The organism is Asticcacaulis sp. W401b (assembly GCF_046503825.1).
Classification (GTDB): domain Bacteria; phylum Pseudomonadota; class Alphaproteobacteria; order Caulobacterales; family Caulobacteraceae; genus Asticcacaulis.
In genome coordinates, this window is record NZ_JBKFEE010000003.1 from 86,196 (window position 1) to 105,661 (window position 19,466).

19 protein-coding genes are annotated in these 19,466 nt (G+C 64.2%); 3 read left to right on the forward strand and 16 right to left on the reverse strand.

Annotation, left to right across the window (positions count from 1 at the left end):
• Positions 1-4: 4 nt before the first annotated feature.
• The 3 genes from dgcA to ACK8OE_RS07910 all read right to left on the reverse strand — a co-directional run bounded on the left by dgcA (position 5) and on the right by ACK8OE_RS07910 (position 4,547).
• The gene (gene dgcA, locus ACK8OE_RS07900; protein ID WP_410272106.1) at positions 5-964 is read right to left on the reverse strand and encodes an N-acetyl-D-Glu racemase DgcA; all 960 of its coding nucleotides are present in this window, start codon (positions 962-964) and stop codon (positions 5-7) included.
• A complete protein-coding gene (locus ACK8OE_RS07905) occupies positions 964-3,720 on the reverse strand; it encodes a tipN (RefSeq protein WP_410272107.1) in 2,757 nt (918 codons plus the stop codon). The genes dgcA and ACK8OE_RS07905 overlap by 1 nt, the downstream gene beginning before the upstream one ends.
• A gap of 167 nt (positions 3,721-3,887) precedes the next feature.
• Positions 3,888-4,547 carry a hypothetical protein gene (locus ACK8OE_RS07910; protein WP_410272108.1) on the reverse strand — a complete coding sequence of 220 codons (660 nt, stop codon included), beginning with the start codon at positions 4,545-4,547 and terminating at the stop codon, positions 3,888-3,890.
• Positions 4,548-4,857: 310 nt separating this feature from the next.
• On the opposite strand from ACK8OE_RS07910, the gene ACK8OE_RS07915 reads away from it, so the two are divergent.
• Complete coding sequence (locus ACK8OE_RS07915; protein WP_410272109.1) at positions 4,858-6,270, forward strand: hypothetical protein; 1,413 nt, start codon at positions 4,858-4,860, stop codon at positions 6,268-6,270.
• Here ACK8OE_RS07915 and ACK8OE_RS07920 read toward each other — a convergent pair.
• The 9 genes from ACK8OE_RS07920 to ACK8OE_RS07960 all read right to left on the reverse strand — a co-directional run bounded on the left by ACK8OE_RS07920 (position 6,267) and on the right by ACK8OE_RS07960 (position 14,204).
• Complete coding sequence (locus tag ACK8OE_RS07920) at positions 6,267-6,803, reverse strand: hypothetical protein (protein WP_410272110.1); 537 nt, start codon at positions 6,801-6,803, stop codon at positions 6,267-6,269. The two genes, ACK8OE_RS07915 and ACK8OE_RS07920, sit on opposite strands and share 4 nt — an antisense overlap.
• Before the next feature lie 79 nt (positions 6,804-6,882).
• Entirely contained in the window at positions 6,883-7,530 is a 648-nt protein-coding gene (gene hisIE / locus ACK8OE_RS07925; RefSeq protein WP_410272111.1) for a bifunctional phosphoribosyl-AMP cyclohydrolase/phosphoribosyl-ATP diphosphatase HisIE, read from the reverse strand.
• 142 nt (positions 7,531-7,672) lie between these two features.
• A complete protein-coding gene (hisF, locus tag ACK8OE_RS07930) occupies positions 7,673-8,494 on the reverse strand; it encodes an imidazole glycerol phosphate synthase subunit HisF (protein ID WP_126421124.1) in 822 nt (273 codons plus the stop codon).
• A 56-nt stretch (positions 8,495-8,550) separates the two neighbouring features.
• The gene (hisA, locus tag ACK8OE_RS07935; RefSeq protein ID WP_410272112.1) at positions 8,551-9,282 is read right to left on the reverse strand and encodes a 1-(5-phosphoribosyl)-5-[(5-phosphoribosylamino)methylideneamino]imidazole-4-carboxamide isomerase; all 732 of its coding nucleotides are present in this window, start codon (positions 9,280-9,282) and stop codon (positions 8,551-8,553) included.
• A 154-nt stretch (positions 9,283-9,436) separates the two neighbouring features.
• Positions 9,437-10,030, reverse strand: a complete 594-nt coding sequence (gene hisH, locus ACK8OE_RS07940; protein WP_410272113.1) for an imidazole glycerol phosphate synthase subunit HisH — start codon at positions 10,028-10,030, stop codon at positions 9,437-9,439.
• Complete coding sequence (hisB, locus tag ACK8OE_RS07945) at positions 10,027-11,529, reverse strand: imidazoleglycerol-phosphate dehydratase HisB (protein ID WP_410272114.1); 1,503 nt, start codon at positions 11,527-11,529, stop codon at positions 10,027-10,029. Before hisB ends, hisH begins: the two co-directional genes overlap by 4 nt.
• 95 nt (positions 11,530-11,624) lie before the next feature.
• Positions 11,625-12,935 (reverse strand): histidinol dehydrogenase, encoded by a 1,311-nt coding sequence (hisD, locus tag ACK8OE_RS07950; RefSeq protein ID WP_410272115.1) that lies wholly within the window; start codon positions 12,933-12,935, stop codon positions 11,625-11,627.
• A 54-nt stretch (positions 12,936-12,989) separates the two neighbouring features.
• Positions 12,990-13,877: an ATP phosphoribosyltransferase gene (gene hisG, locus ACK8OE_RS07955; RefSeq protein ID WP_410272116.1), complete on the reverse strand. Its 888-nt coding sequence runs from the start codon at positions 13,875-13,877 to the stop codon at positions 12,990-12,992.
• Between the two features lie 6 nt (positions 13,878-13,883).
• A complete protein-coding gene (locus tag ACK8OE_RS07960; protein WP_290796203.1) occupies positions 13,884-14,204 on the reverse strand; it encodes a YerC/YecD family TrpR-related protein in 321 nt (106 codons plus the stop codon).
• 160 nt (positions 14,205-14,364) lie between these two features.
• On the opposite strand from ACK8OE_RS07960, the gene ACK8OE_RS07965 reads away from it, so the two are divergent.
• Both ACK8OE_RS07965 and ACK8OE_RS07970 read left to right on the forward strand, forming a co-directional pair.
• On the forward strand, positions 14,365-15,837 hold the full coding sequence (locus tag ACK8OE_RS07965) for a S41 family peptidase (protein ID WP_410272117.1): 1,473 nt from the start codon (positions 14,365-14,367) through the stop codon (positions 15,835-15,837).
• A gap of 31 nt (positions 15,838-15,868) precedes the next feature.
• On the forward strand, positions 15,869-16,123 hold the full coding sequence (locus ACK8OE_RS07970) for a hypothetical protein (RefSeq protein ID WP_410272118.1): 255 nt from the start codon (positions 15,869-15,871) through the stop codon (positions 16,121-16,123).
• Positions 16,124-16,129: 6 nt separating this feature from the next.
• Here the strand turns inward: ACK8OE_RS07970 and ACK8OE_RS07975 are convergent, their stop codons facing one another.
• The 4 genes from ACK8OE_RS07975 to ACK8OE_RS07990 form a co-directional block, all read right to left on the reverse strand.
• A complete protein-coding gene (locus ACK8OE_RS07975) occupies positions 16,130-17,368 on the reverse strand; it encodes an Hsp70 family protein (RefSeq protein WP_410272119.1) in 1,239 nt (412 codons plus the stop codon).
• A gap of 255 nt (positions 17,369-17,623) precedes the next feature.
• Positions 17,624-17,932: a hypothetical protein gene (locus tag ACK8OE_RS07980; protein WP_290796206.1), complete on the reverse strand. Its 309-nt coding sequence runs from the start codon at positions 17,930-17,932 to the stop codon at positions 17,624-17,626.
• On the reverse strand, positions 17,932-18,624 hold the full coding sequence (locus ACK8OE_RS07985) for a hypothetical protein (RefSeq protein ID WP_410272120.1): 693 nt from the start codon (positions 18,622-18,624) through the stop codon (positions 17,932-17,934). Before ACK8OE_RS07985 ends, ACK8OE_RS07980 begins: the two co-directional genes overlap by 1 nt.
• Before the next feature lie 14 nt (positions 18,625-18,638).
• The gene (locus tag ACK8OE_RS07990) at positions 18,639-19,448 is read right to left on the reverse strand and encodes a TPM domain-containing protein (RefSeq protein WP_410272121.1); all 810 of its coding nucleotides are present in this window, start codon (positions 19,446-19,448) and stop codon (positions 18,639-18,641) included.
• Positions 19,449-19,466 lie beyond the last annotated feature (18 nt).

Sequence of the window (19,466 nt, forward strand, 5' to 3'; positions counted from 1 at the left end):
CAATCTACCCCCACAGCGCCGGTTCGGGCGGCTCCAGCATCGAACCGGTGATTTTCAGCCCATGCTCGCGGTCTTTGGCCAGCAGCAGCGGCCCGTCGAGATCGACAAAGTCCGCCCCCTGTGCCACGATCATGGCCGGAGCCATGCTGAGCGAGGTGGCGACCATGCAGCCGACCATGATCCTCAGCCCCTTATCCTTAGCCGCCTGTTTCAGGGCCAGAGCCTCGGTCAGGCCGCCCGTCTTGTCGAGCTTGATATTCACCGCATCATAGAGGCGCGCGCAGCGGTCCAGTTCGGCGCGCGTATGCAGGCTTTCGTCGGCGCACAGCGGCACGGGGCATTTATAACCTTCCAGTGCGTCGTCTTCGCCCGCCTTCAACGGCTGTTCGATCAGCACGACGCCGAGGCGTTGCAGTTCGGGCGCCAGTGCCTTGAGGCTATCCAGCGTCAGGCCTTCATTGGCATCGACGATCAGGCGCGTTTTGGGGGCATTGCGCCGCACGGCCTCCACGCGGGACAGATCGTCCGGCCCGCCGATCTTCAGCTTGAGCAGCGGGCGGCGGGCATTGACGGCGGCCTGCGCCCCCATGGCTTCGGGCGTATCAAGGCTCAGCGTATAGGCGGTCTTCAGCGGACTGAAACTACGCAGACCCGCCGTCTTCCAGGCGGGGACACCCGACGCCTTGGCGCGCAAATCCCACAGGGCGCAATCGAGCGCATTGGCGGCGGCCCCCGTCAGGGCGGGTATTTGCCCCGCTTCGATGGCGGCGCGTGCGGCGTCAAGCGCGGCCAGCGCGCCTTCGACCGTTTCGCCATAGCGGGCATAGGGGACCGCTTCACCGTGGCCCCTGTACGTGCCGTCCGTCACCTCGACATAGATGACATGCGCCTCGGTCTTGGAGCCGCGGGCAATGGTGAAGCGCCCGGCAATGGGCCAGGCTTCGGAGCGACAGGTGAGTTGCATCAGATCAGATCGCTGATGGCGGCGTCGAACAAAAGATAGGTGCGCCCCGTCGGGGTGGCCAGTATCTCGGTCAGGGCACCGCGCGGATCACGGGTGAGCAGGGCGATATTGAGCTGCCGGTCGTAGAAGGTGACAAATTCCTGCGCCTGATCGCGCAGATTGGCGTCGGTGGTCAGGCGGCGGCTGAGGCGGCGGATGGCCGCCGGCGCAATGCGACGCAGGACCAGACGCGCGCCTTCGTTATCGTCGGCGACGATGGCGGCGATGATTTCTTCGAGGCGCGAACGGTTGAGCAGGGCCTGCGCATCGACGCCCATCGAGGCGACTTCGGCAATCATCAGGTCATCGAGATTGTCCGGGCCGCCGGGCTCCACGGGGGCGGGGGCGGGCTCTGGCCGGGCAGGCGCGGCGCGCGGGGGGGCTTCGCGGCCATCCATGCCGTTCAGCAGGTCGCGCCACGACAGGCCGCTGGGGGTACGCGACGCCGACGGGGTGGCAGAGATCGGGCGCGGCGTATCGAGCGGCGCTTCCAGCGGGTCGAGCGCACGGCGCGCACGCTCAGGACGTTCGGGGCGCGCAGGTGTGCGCGGTTCGGGTGTCGCGGCGCGCGGGCGCTCAAAGCGCTCGACATAGGGGTTGGGGGCGGGCGGTGCGGTGGGCAGGGGCTGGGACGAAATGACCCCCATCAGGCGCACGGCTTCGGTCAGCATGTCGTAATTGCGCTTGACCCGCTCCTGAAACGCCTGATCGACGCTTTCGGTTTCCAGCGCCGCCTTGCGCGCCGCCTCGGTCATGGCCAGCAGGCCGTCTTCGACCGCGCGGCGGATTTCCTCCAGCCGCGACTTGGCCTGTAGCGGCAGTTCGTCGGCGCGCGCATTGAGGTCGCTCAGCGCCATCTCCACCTGCTTGATGCCGTCGCGGGCGTGGCCAAAGGCGTTGTCGAGACGATCCGCGGCGGTCAGGCCGGCTTCGTCGATCAGCGTCGCAGAATCCTCGATCAGGCGACGCGCGGAATTGAACCGGGCATCGAACGCCTCATCGGCCTTCTTGCCCGCTTCGAACAGGGATTCGTTGAGGCGATCGACGCGCACCTGCGCCGTCTGGGCGGCATCGGCGGCCGCGCGGCGGGCGTCTTCGGCGGCGATATTCAGCTGCTCCAGCGCGCGGCGGGTCTCGTTGATCAGTTCATCGCGCGCATCGGCGGCCATGACCGAGATGTTGGACAGGGTCGAATGGATGCGCGTTTCAAAGGCCGTGCGCTCGTTTTCGGCGCCGTTGAGCACCTGACGGAACTGTTCCTGCGCGTGCAGCACCAGATCGCGCAGAATATCGACGCCGCGCGACGAGCTTTCGCCCAGCTCGATGGTGGCGTTGCGCGTCACGCTGAGCGCTTCGGACAGTTGTGCGCGCTGGTTTTCCAGATGGACGGCGAAGTCTTCCTGATCGGCGCGCAGCGACAGGGCGGCGGAGACCAGCCCGGCGCGCTGCTGCCCCAGGCCTTCCTCGACGCTGCGGATCTGATCGGCGACGCCGGCCCCGGCGGTTTCCAGACGCAGGGTCTGACGATCCAGGTCTTCGGCGACGGTGCGCGCCGTATTGTGCGTATCGGCGGCCACGGTGGCGAGGTCAGCCGCGCGCGCCGCCAGTGCGGCTTCGGCTTCGCGCAACTGCGTCTGCGCCAGATCGGAAGCATCGGCGACCATACGCGCCTGACGGTCCACGGCGTCGATAACGCCGCGCGCCTGTTCATCGAGTTGCACGCCCATATCCATCGCCGCCTGCCGCTCAAGCGACAGGGCCCCGGTGATGGTCTGCGTCGATTGGCGCGCCTGTTCGGCGGCGGCCAGCATGGATTCGGTTTCAACCTTCATGCGCAGGCTGAGTTCATTGAGGTCGTTGTGCGCCACGCGCACGGCGCGCACCGCCTGCTCGACCTGCTGACGCAGCGACTCGACCAGAGCGGTCGTCTGGGTGGCGGCAATGGCGGCGGGGGCAACCATGGCGTCGGCCAGCGCCGCCGTGCGGCGGGCTTCGCGCGACAGGGCGGCGGCATGGCGCAGCGCAAAGGCCGTGGCGACGATCAGGCCGATGGGGAACAGGGCCAGCGCCCCCAGAATCACCACGCGGAACGGCTGAAGCGTAAAGGCGGCGATCTGGGTTTCGGCCCCCAGAATAAAGGCCGTCAGGCACAGGGCCCAGCCCAGGCTGATCACCGTCACCCCGCCCCAGAAGGGCACGGGTGAACCGCCCGACAGCTTCATGATGCCGTCGGGCTTGACTTCCACGGGGCTGACCGGCGCGGTGGCGGGCTCGGCCTTGCGGTGCGAGGTGAGGGCGGACGGCGCCTCAGTGTGGGTCGGCGGCGGCACGGGGGCGTGCAGCGGAGCCTCAACCGTTTCGGCGGGCGGCGGGGCCGGTTGCGGCTCTGAGACCGCATGGAAATCCAGTGGCCGGTCGAGCAGGTCGTCCACCGGCGCGGGCTCGACCTCAAGCGGGGCCTGCGCGGTTTCAGGCACGACGTCATGCGTCGCTTCGCTGTCTGTGCGGGCATCGCTCAGGTGCGCGGCCGACGGGATGTCGAGATCGTCCGTATCCGCGCTCAGGTTCGCCGTCTCGGCATTCATTGCCTCTGGCATTGCCTCTGGGGCCGTATCTTCGGCAGGCGTATCGTCCTCAAACAGCGGGCGCAGTCTGGATTTGCGCCCCCGCGTCTCGGAAGACGAGAGGTTCAGAGGGGGACGAATGCGAGATTTCATAGAATACTGTCCTGCGCCAGGGTCTTTACCACCGGAAAGCCGGGTTCTCCCGTGAGGCGAACGCTAGCCGCAGATCATTGATAACGCAAATGGTTTAGCGGGGTAGAGGCGAGGATGTTTACCATAGGCCGCCCCCTGTCCGGGTTCGGCGGCGACGCCCTGTCGGCCTATTGGGCGACGATGGTGCGAATCTGACCCGTCGCGGGGACCCCATGCGAGTCCGGGCAGGGACCGCTCAGCGCGTCTTCCTGTGCCTGACGCGACGCTTTGGCGGCCTTTGTCGCCTTGATCACCCACCTGGCATCTTCGCCGCGCACGGCGATTTCCAGCGCGCCCGCCCGTTCGGCGGCGCGCAGGCTCTTTTCCACTTCACGCGCGATATTGGCCTGATCCTCGGCGCTCAGTTCGGCAACGTGCAGTCTCAGGGCCGGAACCGCTGGCAGAGGCGGCAGGGCCAGGGCGGGCGGAGCCGGAGGCGCGGGTGCCGCCACCGGCGGCAGCGCGGTTTGCGCTTCGGAGCGCACGACCTTCACCCGCACGACGGGCGCGCTCACCGCTGCATCGCGTTTGGCCTCAGACTTTACGGTTTCGCTTTTGACGGCCACGGTCCGAGGGGCGGCCTCTTGCGCCGGGGCCGGTTGGCTGAGCGGGGTGGTTTCGCTTACGGGTGTGACCGGTGCGCTCGGCGTGGCCGCCGGCACGGCTTGTTTCTGGGTGACGGGCGCAGGTTTCGGCTGTTCAGGCGCCGCACCGGCACCGAAATGCAGGAAGGCCGCGGAAACAAGGGCCGCAATAAAGCCGATAATGATGTCAAACAGCGCCGACATGTGAGATGCGCGTCCAGAAAGTCCCCACCGGTCTGCCCCGGCCAGCCTTACGCCACTTTGAAATCGAGAGTCTGAGGTCAGGCAAAGCCCATGCCTCGTGCCTTAAATCATCACAAATATGCCGCAAATCGTTGACGACTGCAACTAAAAGGTTCTGAGGCAAGGCTTACCAATGAACGCGTGGCCGACCTTCTCCTATGGTGCCTCATTTGCTGGAAATTATGGCGATTGTTTGCCCTGTGGGTTATGGTAAAGACGCTGTCAGGGACGTGCAGCGAAAATATCACAGATTGCAGAAATGGGGGCGAACATGCGCTTACGTAAGCCAGGTTTGATCGTGGCCGGTATAGCTTTGGGGGCCATTGTGTATCCGGCCGTGGCGCAGGCGCAGATGACGCCGCGTCTGGTGGAGCCGGCGCGAATCGGCACGGTGCATGAGGTTTTGGGCGCGGCCCGCTATGTGGCGACGCCAAAGGCCAACTGCCCCGAAGCCTCGCGGTCTTTCGACAATGGCCCCTGTTTTGACGGCGTGGCGGCGACGCTTAAGGCCTCCGGACTTACTCAGGCGCGGGTGCTGGGTGTGCGCTATGCGGCAGCCGCGGGCGAAGCCGTGCGCGGCGATTATGGCCGCGATTACAGCCTGTTCGACCTGACCCTGACGCCCGAAGGCCTGCGCTGGCGCGAAGCCGACCTGCCGACCTCGGACGTTTTTGTGCCGCGCGACTGCTATGCCCTGCGCGGCGAAGGTGTGTTCTACACGGTCGAAACCCGTGGCGGGCAGACGGTGGCGCAGGAGCGTCAGACCGTGGTCTGTGGCGGCGGTCCGCGTCAGCCGAACGGCCCCTGGCGCGTCGATGGCCCATCCATTCCGGTTGATCCGCCCGTGGCCGGGGCCCCGGTACGCGCCAGCCGCGACGCCTGGCCGCGCACCGAAACCCTGCGCGCGCAAGGTGACTGGCGCTATCTGGCGCAGCCGGACCCGGCCTGTGCCGAAAGCGATGTGGTGCGCAAAACCTACTGCGCGCAGACGGGTATCGCCTATCTGCAAGCCCATGCGGAAGAAAAGGAACTGGACCTCATCGCCTCGAAATACGCGGTGCGCGCCGGCGATGTGCTGAAGGACGAGGCGGTCGAACAACTGGTGCTCAAGCGCGCCAGCAAGGGGTTCAAGGCCGACAAGCGCTGGTTCGAGCGCAGCAAGCTGACCATCCCGTCGGGCTGTTCGGCGACTCAGGCCACTGTCTTCCGTGTGCACGACCGCGAGGGTGCGCTGTTTGTCGCCGAAGAGGCCTTGAGCGACTGCGGCGCGCCGCCTGCGCCGACGCCGCGCGACATTTTCGAAGCCTATGGCGAGGCGCGTCCGGTGGCCATGGCGCGCAGTTCGTGCCCGGACACGGCGCAGCTTCTGCCCGGTATCTGCTTCGAAGAGGTCATCGGCTATATGCGCGCCTTCGACCACAAGGCGCTGGACGTGGTGGTGCTGAAGCGTCAGGTGCGCGACGGTGAGCGCGTCTGGCAGGATTACGACACGGCCAAGGTGCGCTTTGCCGATGGCAAGTATTCCGCCGAGCGTAAGGGGCAGCAGGTGCTGGGCTATGTCAGCATGAGCCGTTGCGAAGACATGTCTGACCGCCCGGCCGAAGGTCGCGGCTATCGCATCGAATGGCGCGGCCGCTCGCTGATGGCCGTGCCCTATGAGTGGAAGGCCTGTCCGATCTATTAATCCCCGCCGCCGCCGCCGCCGCCGTCCCCGCCGCCATCACTGCTTGATGAGTCGGCAGAGCCGTTGTCGCTGGACGAATCGTGTGTGCCCTTGCCGGAAGACGGAGCGGAGGACGTGTCCGTCGCCGGGACAAAGCCGCCATCGGAGTCTGATCGGCGGGTCGTAGCGGATGTTGCGGGGTGAGCCGACGGCACCAAGGCCAGAGCGACTAGTCCACCGAACACCAGCCCGTTGGCCCCGACCAGGGCCAGGGTGCTGAGCTGACTTGGTATGGGCAGAAGACCTGCGACCGGTGAGGCAAACAGGGCATAGACAGGCGTGACGACCAGCAGGGCCTGCCATAGCCAGCCTTCGGGCTTACCGGCATCGCGCAAACGGGCGCGGGCGGCAAAGACCACCCCTGCTGCCATCAACAAGGCCTGAACCCAGCCTAGCCACGCGGCGTCGATGTCGGTGAAACGGCGCGCTATATCCGGCGCACTGACCAGCGCGACAAGGACAAACAGGAACAGGACAAAGGCAGGGCGACGCATGGGCAGGCTCGGATCGGCGTTATCCTACCCGTTCTAACACCAAGCGGGCACTTGTCGAATCCGAAAACGCGGAAAGGACTTACCGCCCTGTGTGACGCTCGCGCAGGATATCCAGCACGGCCTCCAGCGTCGTGTCGCGCGCCATCAGCAGCACCGACAGGTGATAGAGCAGGTCGGCAGCCTCGTTATGCAGTTCGTCGAGGTCACCGCAGCGCCCGGCCAGAGCGGTTTCAAGCCCTTCTTCGCCGACCTTCTGGGCAATCTTGGCGACGCCCTTCTGCATCAGGCGGGCGGTGTAGCTGTCGGCCGGCGGGGCCTTGGCGCGGTCCTTCACCACGGCGGCCAGATGGCCCATAAAGCCGATGCCGGGCGCGGTGTCGTGTCCAAAGCACGAGGTGGTTTTGGTGTGACAGGTCGGCCCGACGGGACGGGCCAACACCAGCAGGGCATCTTCGTCGCAATCGGTGGTCACGCTGACCAGATTGAGGAAATCGCCCGACGTCTCCCCCTTGCGCCAGCGGCCATTTTTTGACCGCGAGAAGAAGGTCACCTGACGATCGGTCAGGGTCTCGCTCAGGGCGGCGCGGTCCATATAACCCAGCATCAGCACCTGAAGCGTGTCAGCGTCCTGCACGATGGCGGGGATCAGGCCGTCGCCCTTGGTGAAATCGAGCGCGTCGATTTCGGCCAGCGTCAGGGGATTGGGGAGTTTGTGGGCTTCGGGCATATAATTTCCTCGTGAACAAAGTCTCTCGGCTGTGCCTCGATACTTTTTCACGTTTTATCAGATTGAGAAAAAATCTCTTGGGGCGGCCCTGCGAGATTTTTTCGCTTTATTTCCGCCCAATCTGCGATTGGACGGGCGCGAACTATACCCTAACCGCGATTCCCGCCTTTTGCAGGTCGCGTTTGAGGTCCGGGATATGGATGATCTTCTTGTGGAAGACGCTGGCGGCCAGAGCGCCCGACACGTCGGCCTGATCGAAGACCTCGGTAAAGTGTTCCGGTGCGCCGGCCCCGCCGGAGGCCACCAGCGGAATGTCGATCAGGTCGCGCACCAGCCTGAGTTGCCGAATATCATACCCCTTGCGTACACCGTCCTGATTCATGCAGTTGAGCACGATTTCACCGGCCCCGCGTTCCGCCGCCTCGACCACCCAGTCGAGCGTGCGACGACCCGCGGCGCGGATTTTGTCCGGATCGCCGGAATACTGATGAACGTAATAATCGCTATTTAAAGGCGGCTGCCCCTCTGTATCCGAAAAGCGGTTCCCACTTTTCGGGAGGGGCAGTTCTCTTGAATCCACCCCCACCACCACGCACTGCGACCCGGCCATTTCGGCCAGTTCGTTGATCAGGTCCGGACGCTCCAGCGCAGGCGAATTGATCGACACCTTGTCGGCCCCGGAATTGAGGCACTTCACGGCTTGCTCCGCCGAACGGATGCCGCCCGCCACGCAGAAGGGGATGTCGAGCGCACGGGCAATGTCGCGCACCCAGTTGTAATCCACCGTGCGCCCTTCGGCAGAGGCGGTGATGTCATACAGCACCAGTTCATCGGCGCCTTCGTCGCGGTAGCGCAGCGCCATATCGACGGCGTCGCCCAGCACTTCGTGGCCAACAAACTGCACGCCCTTGACGACCTTGCCGTCCTTGACGTCGAGACAGGGGATGATGCGTCTGGCTAACATATGAGGGCTTTCCCAAAAGTGTGAAGCGGTTTTGGGCTAAAAAGCCCGACTAAAAACTATCCCACGTTCAGCGCGGCCTTCAAATCAATCAGGCCCTCATAGATGGCCTTACCCACAATGGCGCCGTGTACGCCCAGCGCCTTGAGATCATAGAGGTCTTCGACCGAGCGCACGCCGCCCGACGCCTGAATGTCGAGGTCCGGGCGTTTTTGTCTCAGGGCGCGCATCAAGTCCATGTTCGGCCCCATCAGCATGCCGTCGCGCGACACGTCGGTGACGAGGATGCGCTGCGCGACGCCGACCGGATATTCGTCGAGCACCTTCCACAGCGAAATCCCCGACCCTTCGGTCCAGCCGTGCAGGGCGGCGTCGAAATCACCATCCCTGGTGGGTAAAACGTCCAGAGCCAGCGTGATGCGTTCCTTGCCGAAGTCGCGCAGCCAGCCACGCACCTCCTTGGGGTCTTTCACAGCGGCAGAGCCGACCACGACGGCGGAGACGCCCTGATCGAGCAGGGTCTGCACATGGGCACGCGACCGCACACCGCCGCCGGTCTGGATCTTGGCGCGCGAGGCCTGCGCCAGCCGCCCGATCAGTTCGTGTTGCTGCGGTGAGCCGGCGCGCGCCCCGTCGAGATCGACGATATGTACCCATTCCGCGAACTCTTCATTGAACAGGGCCAGACGCTTGAACGGGTCGGAGTCGTATCTGGTGACGGCATCAAACCGCCCTTGCGCGAGGCGGACACATTCACCGTTGATCAGGTCGATAGCGGGGTAGAGGATCATGCCGTAACTCCGGCGCAGCGTAAAAAGGAAGAACCCCCACCGCATCTCCGGGCTGCGCCCCTCGTGCGGTGTTTCATACCTCCCCACCCCGGGGTGGGGAGGGGGACCATTTGCGCAGCAAATGGGGGTGGGGGCGGGGTGGGTGTTGCAGGTATCAAAGTGTCAGAAAGTTTTCGAGTATCTTCGCGCCGGCGGCCGAGGAGCGTTCGGGGTGGAACTGACAGCCCCAGACATTCCCCTTACGCACCATAGCCGCGAACGGCGCGCCATAGGTCGATTGCGCCAGCGTATGTTCGGTGACCGGACAGACGAAGCTGTGCACGAAATAGGCATAGTCACCCGCATTCAGGCCCGCCGTCAGCGGGTCTTCGCGCACGGCCTGTAACTGGTTCCAACCCATATGAGGCACGACCAGCGGCTTAGGGGCGTCCATCTTCACGACCCGGCCCGGAATGAGGCCCAGACAGGCAACATCACCCTCTTCAGAGCTGTCGAACAGCAGTTGCTGCCCCAGACAGACGCCCATCAGCGGCTGGGTCAGGCCCCGGATCGTGTCATAGAGCCCCAGCTCGTGGATACGGCTCATCACAAAGCCCGCCGCGCCGACGCCGGGCAGCACCACGCGATCGGCGGCCCGGATTTCGGCGGCATCCGACGACAGCACGGCCTCAGCGCCCAGACGCTCCAGCGCGAACAGCACCGAGGCGGTATTGGCGCAGCCCAGTTCGATGACTACGACCTGACTCATGCGAGCATCCCCTTGGTCGAGGGCAGGGCGTCGCCTTCGATGCGGGTCGCCATGCGCAGGGCACGCCCCAGCGCCTTGAAGCAGGCTTCGACCTTGTGGTGGTCGTTTTCGCCCGCGACCTCGACGTGGATCGAGGCCCCCAGCGCTTCGGACAGCGAACGGAAGGCGTGGCCGGTCATTTCGGTCGGATAGTCGCCGATGTGGCTGGCGTCGAACTCGCCCTTGAACACGCAGAAGGCGCGGCCGGAAATGTCGATTGACACCTTCGCTTCGGTTTCATCCATCGGCAGGACAAAGCCGAAGCGCGCCATGCCGACGCGGTCGCCCAGCGCCTGTTTCAAAGCCTGACCAAAGGCCAGCATACAGTCTTCGATGGTGTGGTGGCCGTCGATTTCCAGATCGCCCTGACACGACAGTTGCAGCGAGAAGCCGCCGTGCGTCGCCACCTGATCCAGCATATGATCGAAGAAGCCGATGCCGGTGTGAATCTTCACCGGCTTGGGCGTATCGAGATCGACAATGGCCGAAATCTTCGTTTCCTTGGTGTCGCGCAGCACCTCACCGCGCCGCGCTGGGCGTCCGGCTTCCATGCTGACCCCGAGCGCCGCCAGAATGCGGTCATTGTGCGCCTTGTCGCCCAGCGCCATGATCAGGCCCTCATAGGCGTTCTTGGCGGTGATGCCGAACTTTTTGAGCTGGGTCTGGCTGCGGATCAGGTCCTTCGGTTTGATAAACACGAAGGGGCCGTCATTGACGTGGAACTGCACCACGGCGGACGCCTGTTCCAGTGCGTCGCGCAAGCGCGCCTGTTCGCCGCGGATCAGGTCGATGCGCGCCTGAACGCTTAAGGCGCGCGACGGGGCCAGAGCGGCTTCGGCGGCGCGGATCGACGGCGTGGGCAGCGGCACCGGCTCACAGAAACGCGTCAGACCGTTCAGCGTCTTGGCCGACGAGATCAGCGCGCCGACCCGTGCGCCCGAAAGCCCGTACAGGAAGGACAGGCTTTTGAGCACGACCACGTTCGATTCGGACTTGGTCAGCTCGATCAGGCTCTGGGCGTCGCAGACGTCGAAATAGCTCTCGTCGATCACCAGCAGGGCCGGGAAGATTTCAACGGCCAGGGTGCGCGCCGCGATCAGGTCCCAGGCCTTGCCATCGGGCATGGCGGGGTTGTCGATGACGTACATGCCCGCGCCCTTGAGCGTCATCAGCGGCTTGGTCGCCTGTTTCAGCGTCAGGCCATAAGCGTCGGCCAGACTTTGCAGGTGGTATTGCCGCTCCGAATAGCAGGGCTCGGTGAAAACGGCCTCATAGCCATTGACCTTCAGGCGGCGCATCAGGATTTCGGTGGCGTGTGAGGCCCCGCGCGTGACCATGAGTTGATAGGGCTCGACGCCATAAAGCTCAGCCATGCGCTCACGCAGCGGCTCCAGCGAGGGCGGCGAGGCTTCGAGGCCGGAACCCTGGGCATTGAGGGCGGTAAAGGGAGACGCGAACATGTTAGACCTCTAACCGGAAATCTGCCGCCCTGCGCTCAGACAGCGAAGCGGTAGCGCAACTTAAAAAGCTGGCGGCAGTGCACAACAGTGTCATTTTAAACCTCCAGCCTGAAATCTGCCGCCAGCGCATGGGCTTCGAGGCCTTCCAGACGCGCCAGACGCGCGGCGGCGGGCGCAATGGTCGCCGCGCCCTGTTTGGTGGCGCGCTGCACCACAAAGCTGGTCAGGAAGGAGCGGATGGTGATGCCGTCCCAGGCCCGCGCCGCGCCGTCGGTGGGCAGGACGTGGCTGGGCCCCGCCGCATAATCGCCAAAGGTTTCGGCGGCATAGGTCCCGGCGAACACCGTTCCGGCGGCGGTCAGTTGCGGGATCAGGGCGTCGAGATCGGCCACCTGAAGCGCCAGGTGTTCGGGGCCGTAGAGGTTGGCGACTTCGGCGGCGGCCTCAAGGCTATCGACCACAAACAGGCGGGCCTGCTCCAGCGAGGCGCGGGCAATGGCGGCGCGCGGCAGGGTCGCCAGTTGCGTCTCAAGTTCGGCGGCGACGGCGGTGATCAGATCCGCGTCCAGCGTCACCAGCACCACCTGCGCATCGGCGTCGTGTTCGGCCTGTGACAGAAGGTCGGCGGCGATCAGCTTCGCATTGGCCGAGGCATCGGCAATGACCATCAGCTCCGACGGCCCGGCGGGCATGTCGATGGCGATGCCGGAGATGCGCTCGGTGGCGTATCTTTTAGCCTCTGCGACGTACTTGTTGCCCGGCCCGAACAGCTTGTCCGCTGCCGGGACGTCGGGCAGTGCGCCCAAAGCCATGGCGGCGATAGCGTGCGCCCCGCCGACGCGCCACACGGCCTCAAGACCGGCAGCGGCCCCGGCGGCGATCATCATGGGGTGCAGCGAGCCGTCCTTGGCTGGCGGGGTGACGCAGACTCTGTTGGGCACACCGGCGACCAGAGCGGGCACGGCGGTCATGATCAGGGTCGAAAACAGCGGCGCCGTGCCACCCGGCACATAGAGGCCTGCGGTCGAGATCGGGCGATAGACGCGCTGGAGCGACAGGCCTTGCGATGGCGCGATGATGGGACCTGCGGACGGCAACTCAGCCGCGTGGAAGGCGCGCACGTGTTCGACCGCCAGTTCCATGGCGGCGAGGTCTTCGGCGCTCAGATTGGCGCGCGCCTCATCGACCAGACCGCGCGTCAGCTCGACGCGCACGGGGGCGTGACCGTCGAGCCGCGTCGCCCAGTCCGTGACGGCTTCAAAGCCGCGCGCTTCGACGTCGTCGAAAATGGTCTTCACCGTTTCGAGCACGCGGGCGTCGCGCCGGTTTTCCGGACGGGCAAGGACGGTTTTTTGGGCCGTCTTGCGCTCAGAAGCGCTGAGATCGTTCCAGATAAAGGTCTTCATGGTGCATACCCGCCTGCGATGCCGCAGGCCTAACTAAAAGGGTGTCCGCGACACCTACTTCATCATCTTTTCGATCGGCAGGACGAGGATCGCCGAAGCGCCCGCGGCCTTGAGCCTGTCCAGCGTGTCCCAGAAGACATTTTCCTGACACACCGCATGGACCGCCACCGTGTCTTCGCGCCCGGCCAGCGGCATGATGGTCGGGGCATCGGCACCGGGAATCAGCTCGATAATCTCGTTCAGATGCTCACGCGGCGCGTTAAGCATCACATATTTAGCCCCGTTCGAGGCCGTCACGCCATCGAAACGGCGCAGCAGCATGTCATAGACGTGCGCCAGATCGGCTGGCGGCGCGTGCGGGGCCTTGATCAGCACGGCTTCGGAGGCCAGCACCAGATCGACGGCCTTCATGCCATTGGCCTCCAGCGTCGCGCCGGTCGAGACGAGGTCGCAGATGGCGTGGGCGATCTTCATGCGCGGGGCCACTTCGACCGCGCCGCGCATTTCGACGATGGTGGCGCTGACGCCCCGGTCCTTTAGCCATTTGCCCAGAATATTGGGGTAGGAGGTGGCGATGCGCTTGCCTTCGAGGCTTTGGGGGCCCTCATAGGTGACGCTGTCCGGCACGGCGATCTTCAGCGTGCACTTGCCAAAACCGAGGCGCATGACGATGCGCTCTTCGAGGTCATCTTCTGGAAAGTGTTCGGCGAGCACGTTGTAACCGACGATGCCGAGTTCGGCGACGCCATCGGCCACAAAGGTCGGGATGTCGTCGTCGCGCACGCGCAGGAGGTCGATGGGCTGGTTCTCGATGCGATACAAAAGCTCATTGGCGCCCTTCATGACGCGCAGGCCCGCGCCGGAAATCAGCTCCAGCGAACGGTCGGCCAGACGGCCGGATTTCTGAACGGCGATACGCAGTCTGAGGGTTTCGGAAGGCATAGGACTTTAGTGACTTTCTTGGTTCAATCGGTCGATCACCAGCCGGTAGCCCTTGTGCGGCATGTCGCGCAGGAAGCGCGCCACACGGGTGACGGTGGTGGTCGATGCCCCCGTCCGTTCCGAGATGTCCCGGTAGGAGAGGGCGTTTTCGTCCAGCAGACGCGCGACCTTAAAGCGTTCGGCAAAGGCCCGGATTTCCGACGGCGTACACAGGTCGTCGAGAAAGGCGCGCACCTCTTCGGGCGTTTTGAGCGTCAGAAGGGCGCGCACCAGCTCCGCCTCATCGGCGGCGAAGGATTGCGGGGTCTTGGCGGGCTTGTCAGTCATGTGTGTTACTGTGTTAGCGCGTTAATACAGAAGCCGGGTGGCGATGGCAAGCCGGTCCTTGCGATTTTGTCGCATTATTTCGGGTAGTCTGGTCCTTCGCCTCTTGGCAATCAACCGGAACGGGATAAGCTGTGGTGTTCATATCCGAACGGGGGAGCGAATGCACCGGATTCTTTTGCTGGCAGGGCTTATCGCAGGCACCGCCTGCGCGGCGCAGGCGCAGGACACAGCGCCCGCCAGTCCTGTTGACTGGAAGGCGCGGCTGGAGGCCGATGTGACGGCCTTTCACGCCGCCATTATGGACAGCCATCCGGGGCCGGTCGATCCGCTTAACCCCGGCTTTCGCCCGCGTGCTGAGGCCGGGCTGAAACAGGCGCTGCAACGGGCGAAGACGGTGCATACGCCCGGCGGCTGGTGGTGGGCGCTTCGGGCCTATCAGGCGGCGTTCGATGACGGCCATGTGCAGCTTTATGGCATCGGCGATGGGGCCAGGCTCAACAATAGTTGGCCGGGTTTTCTGACCGTATGGACGGGTGTAAATCAGGTCGTGGCGGCGCGCCAGGAGGGCCGTACGGACACGCCGCCTATGGGGGCGAAGCTGATTTCGTGCGATGGGACTAAGGCGGGCCCGCTGGCCGAACAGCGCGTCGGTGCGTTCCGCGGGCGCTGGTTTCTCGAATCGCAGCGCGTCACCTATGGCGATCTTCTGTTCGTCAATACGGACAACCCTTATCTCAAGCCGCTGAAAGCCTGCCGCTTTGCCACCGAAGCGGGCGCGAAAACCTATCGGTTGATGTGGACGCAGATCAGTAACGAAGACCTTGGCAAATATCGTCAATTGACACGGCCGGCTGGTAACTATCGTTTCGGTTTGCGCGAAACCGAGGGGACGTTGTGGCTGTCTGCGCCCGGATTTAATGGAAATACACAAAGCGACGACTATCGTGAACTGACCGCCCTGATCGCCGCGCTCAAGGCCGACCCGGCGCGGTTAAACAGGGTCGGTCGTGTTGTGCTGGACCTGCGCGGCAATGGCGGCGGCTCATCGCAATGGGGCTATGAGATTGCGCGTCAAATCTGGGGCGGCGAGTGGACGGCGGCCCATGAGGCCAGAGGCGCGGACGCCGTCGATTGGCGGCCATCCGAAGCCAATATAGCCACCATTGCCGCCTTCGTAGCCGATCAGAAGGCCAATAGCGGCAGCGTTGAGGCCATTCAGTGGGGCGAGCGCGCACTGGCCGGGATGAAGGCGGCGCGCGATAAGGGTGAAGCCTACTGGCACGATGCCAATGAGGGCGAAGCGTCGCAAGGACTTGCCGGACCGCAAGCGCCCCTTTTCAAGGGTCGTGTCTTTGTCCTGACGGATACCTCTTGCGGGTCGGCGTGCCTCGATGCGGTGGATCTGTGGAAGGCGCTGGGCGCGGTGCAGGTCGGGCGCGAAACCTCAGCCGACACCCTCTATATGGAAGTCCGCGACCAGACCTTGCCCAGTGGGATGGCGGGTATTGGGGTGCCTATGAAGGTCTATCGCGGACGCCCGCGCGGCAATAATGAGCCGCAACGCCCGGCGCATGTGTTCGAGGGGGACATGAGCGACGATGCCGCTCTGCTCACATGGATCAAAGGGTTGTAGAAATAGGCATATAGGTTCGGAGGGGGGGGCCATGTCGATAAAAAGTGTGGCTTTAGGCAACGAATACGATACAGAGCTGGCGTTACGTATCCGTCAAACGCTTAAGGCGCTGAAGGCGAAGCGCGTCGGCACATGGTGGGGTCTCGGCGGCTCTCAGGAAATTCTGAGCGCCACCTATAAGATCAAGGGTCAGAAGATCAATTTCGAAAGCGAAACCTATATGGGGGTGACGCTGACAGGGGCCCAAGAAGCCGTCGATCTTTTTCTGCAAGCCTTTAATCGCTAACGGATATTATCGGGCATATTGCGCCCGTGCCGCCAGACCCAGACCCGACGCCACCGATGAAAAGCGGTCGCCGTAATTGATGTTGGCAGCCGGGAAGGCGGCCTGCATGGCGGCCTCAAAGCCCGGCATGGCAGTCGAACCGCCGGTCATGAACAGGGTATGGATGGCGTCCGGCTTAAGGCCCGCCTTTTCCACACATAGCAAGGCGGTGGCCACCACCTTGGCCACTTCGCGCGCCGTCGCCGTAATCAGCGTCTCGCGCGTCACGTCCGACACCCAGCCGGCTTCGATATCGGCATAGTCGATGTGCGTGACTTCATCGGCCGACAAAGCGATCTTGGCGGCTTCGATGCGGCTGGCGATGGCGTGGCCCATGCGGTCTTCCAGCACCCTGATCAGGCGCTGCGTCAGGTCGCGGCGTTCAGCCAGATGGTGCAGTTCGCGCACGCTGTGCATGACCTTTTGCGTGTAGAGAAAGTTGATCAGGTGCCAGGTCGAAAGCTGATGATAGGTCAGGCCCGGCATGTCGAGCCCGCTTTTCAGCTTCGACTTCCAGCCCATATCGACCATGGCCGTATCCATGCTGAGCAGGCGGTCAAAGTCAGTGCCGCCGATATGCACGCCGGTATTGGCGAGAATATCGGAATGGTCCGGTGACAGGCTGAGGACCGAAAAGTCCGACGTGCCGCCGCCGATATCGACCACCAGCACGGTTTCGCGCGCGCTGAGGCGGCTGGCGTAATCGCGGGCGGCGGCCAGAGGTTCGTATTCGAAGCGGATGGTCCTGAAGCCCTGCGCCTCGGCAATGCCGCGCAGCTCGTTTTCGGCGCGCTGATCGGCCTCCGCATCGTCATCGACAAAGTGCACAGGACGGCCCAGCACCACGTCTTCGATGCGCTCACCGGCGTGGCGTTCGGCGGCCTGTTTCACGTGCGCGATGTAGAGGCCAATGATCTCACGGAAGTTTTTGCGCTTTGTGCCGACCTGCGTGGTTTCCCCGATCAGATGGCTGCCCAGCACCGATTTCAGGGCGCGCATCAGACGGCCTTCATAGCCGTCGAGATATTCGGCAATCGCCTTGCGCCCAAAACTGAGGTGGTCCTCTTCGGTATTGAAGAAGAGGGCCGAGGGCAGGGTGACGGCATCGCCTTCAACGGGGACAAGCTGCACCTGATCACCGCGCCCGACGCTGACCGCCGAATTGGAGGTGCCGAAGTCTATACCGCAATAGGGACGCAAAGACATGGGAGGTTCCGCCGAAGACACACAAAAGGGCGGCGGTGTGTACACGGGATCAGTGGGGAAGGCCAGTCGCATATTCGCTTCTTCTCTCCTCCCTATGCCAAAGGCATGGGGGGATGGCGACGAACGAAGTGAGTTGACGGAGGGGGGTGGCTCGAACGATCGGCGACTGAGCTTTGGGTTGCCTGTAGCGCCGTCCCCCTCCGTCAGCCCTGCGGGCTGCCACCTCCCCATTGCTTCGCAACAGGGAGGAGAGGGTCACATCAACGACTGCACAAACGCCTTGGCCTCAACCGCCTTGGTCAGCCATAGGTCACGCGACGCGGGTGGCAGACACACCCATTCTTTCATTGGCTTTCCGCCACGCGACAAGTGATGCGCGCCCGTCGCGGCAATCAGCGCATTGACTTCGGCCACAGGCAGTTTCAGCACCAGATAATCGTCCATCAGGAAGGCGAACAGCTTGCCGCCCACCATCAGGCCCTCGGTTTTCAACGCCCGGCCCGTATGTACGGCGGGATCGGTGCTCAGGGCTTCGTAAAGGGGCACAAGTGCGGCGGCCAGCATTATATCTCGATCAGCACGTCGGGCGATTCATTGGCATTGGTGGCCCCCGGCGGGAAGTGGGCGCTCAGCACCACGCCGCAGCGTTCCACGGCGGCCTCAAATCCTGTGGTCAGGTCGCCCTTTTTGATATGGCTGACCAGTGCGGCGACCGTGGCGTTCCATTCGCTCTTGTCCACGCGCGAATAGATGCCCTCATCCGCAATCACATCGACAAAGCGTTCCTCAAGGGCGCAGAAGATCATCACGCCGGTGCGCGCCTCGGTCAGGTGCAGGCCGCGCGCCATGAACTGTTCCAGCGCCTTCTTATGGGCGCGGCGGCGCGTGATGAAGCGCGGCGTCAGCCACAGGGTCACCTTTGGCACGCTGACCAGCAGATAGACGGCGGCAAACAGCAGCAATTGCGTCAGGGCGTAAAAGATGATGGCTTCGGCGGCCAGCAATTCGCCGGTGACATTGGGTGCATTCCACCCGGCAAGGGCGCTCAAGACCGGCCCCAGCCAGTCGTGCGGCCACACGCCCAGACTCAGAAAGATCAGCGGCAGGATAAAGGCCGAAGCCGCGGCCCACATCAGCGGCGTTTCCGGGTAGTCGAGCGCCGTTTTCTTGATGACGCAGGTGATTTCACCGGCCGTCTGCGTTTCGGCGCGGGCGATGGCGGCATTGATGCGGGCGTGGTCGATGTTCAAAGGCATGTCCGTCTTTCCCTCTACCAGCTACCCGACGAACCGCCGCCGCCGAAACTGCCGCCGCCGCCGCTGAAACCGCCGCCACCCCCGCCGCCGCTCCAGCCGCTACCTCCGCCGCCGCGCAGCAGGGCCTCAAGGATGAAGAAGGGCAGCCAGCCGCGCCCGAAGATAATCAGGAACAGCACCACGACGATGATGATCCACACGGGGAAGCGCTCCGCCTTGTGCACCGGCTGCTGGGCGACCTGACGCGCCTTTTCGATGGCGGTGCCGCGATCGGCCGAAAGCTGGGCGATGATCTCGTCCGTGCCCTTGACGATGCCGGTCTGATAATCGCCGTCGCGGAAGGCCGGCAGGATGGCGTTCTGGATGATCACGGACGAATAGGCGTCGGTAATGACCGGTTCGAGACCGTAGCCGACCTCGATACGCACCTTGCGCTCATTGGGCGCAACGATCAGCAGGACGCCATTGTTTTTGAACTGACCGCCCGCTTCGGACTCGACGCCCGGCGCGGCCTTGGCCTCTTTCTGGCCGATGCCCCAGGTGCGCCCCAGTTGATAGCCGTAATCGGCAATGTCATAGCCCTGAAGGCTGTTGACCGTGACGACGACGACCTGATCCGTGGTGGCGTTTTCGAGCCCCGCCAGCTTGGCCGTCAGGTCCGCCTCGACTTCGGGCGTCAGAAGTTCGGCCTGATCGACCACGCGCCCGGTCAGCTTGGGGAAGTCGGGCGCCGCGAAGGCCGCGGACGTCCACACAGCCAGACAGACGAAGAGAAAGGCCGTCCATGCGGTCCTGATCCGCAAGGCGGAGGCGGGGAGAGACATGGGACGGCCTTCTGTTTA

Coding starts and splice junctions, on each gene's coding strand:
- hisH (WP_410272113.1), bottom strand. CDS start 10,030: ATGAGTCAGGTCGTAGTCATCGAACTGGGCTGCGCCAATACCGCCTCG.
- ACK8OE_RS07965 (WP_410272117.1), top strand. CDS start 14,365: ATGCACCGGATTCTTTTGCTGGCAGGGCTTATCGCAGGCACCGCCTGC.
- hisIE (WP_410272111.1), bottom strand. CDS start 7,530: ATGCCCGAAGCCCACAAACTCCCCAATCCCCTGACGCTGGCCGAAATC.
- ACK8OE_RS07970 (WP_410272118.1), top strand. CDS start 15,869: ATGTCGATAAAAAGTGTGGCTTTAGGCAACGAATACGATACAGAGCTG.
- ACK8OE_RS07920 (WP_410272110.1), bottom strand. CDS start 6,803: ATGCGTCGCCCTGCCTTTGTCCTGTTCCTGTTTGTCCTTGTCGCGCTG.
- ACK8OE_RS07915 (WP_410272109.1), top strand. CDS start 4,858: ATGCGCTTACGTAAGCCAGGTTTGATCGTGGCCGGTATAGCTTTGGGG.
- hisF (WP_126421124.1), bottom strand. CDS start 8,494: ATGTTAGCCAGACGCATCATCCCCTGTCTCGACGTCAAGGACGGCAAG.
- ACK8OE_RS07990 (WP_410272121.1), bottom strand. CDS start 19,448: ATGTCTCTCCCCGCCTCCGCCTTGCGGATCAGGACCGCATGGACGGCC.
- ACK8OE_RS07910 (WP_410272108.1), bottom strand. CDS start 4,547: ATGTCGGCGCTGTTTGACATCATTATCGGCTTTATTGCGGCCCTTGTT.
- hisA (WP_410272112.1), bottom strand. CDS start 9,282: ATGATCCTCTACCCCGCTATCGACCTGATCAACGGTGAATGTGTCCGC.
- ACK8OE_RS07975 (WP_410272119.1), bottom strand. CDS start 17,368: ATGTCTTTGCGTCCCTATTGCGGTATAGACTTCGGCACCTCCAATTCG.
- ACK8OE_RS07960 (WP_290796203.1), bottom strand. CDS start 14,204: ATGACTGACAAGCCCGCCAAGACCCCGCAATCCTTCGCCGCCGATGAG.
- dgcA (WP_410272106.1), bottom strand. CDS start 964: ATGCAACTCACCTGTCGCTCCGAAGCCTGGCCCATTGCCGGGCGCTTC.
- ACK8OE_RS07985 (WP_410272120.1), bottom strand. CDS start 18,624: ATGCCTTTGAACATCGACCACGCCCGCATCAATGCCGCCATCGCCCGC.
- ACK8OE_RS07905 (WP_410272107.1), bottom strand. CDS start 3,720: ATGAAATCTCGCATTCGTCCCCCTCTGAACCTCTCGTCTTCCGAGACG.
- hisD (WP_410272115.1), bottom strand. CDS start 12,935: ATGAAGACCTTTATCTGGAACGATCTCAGCGCTTCTGAGCGCAAGACG.
- hisG (WP_410272116.1), bottom strand. CDS start 13,877: ATGCCTTCCGAAACCCTCAGACTGCGTATCGCCGTTCAGAAATCCGGC.
- ACK8OE_RS07980 (WP_290796206.1), bottom strand. CDS start 17,932: ATGCTGGCCGCCGCACTTGTGCCCCTTTACGAAGCCCTGAGCACCGAT.
- hisB (WP_410272114.1), bottom strand. CDS start 11,529: ATGTTCGCGTCTCCCTTTACCGCCCTCAATGCCCAGGGTTCCGGCCTC.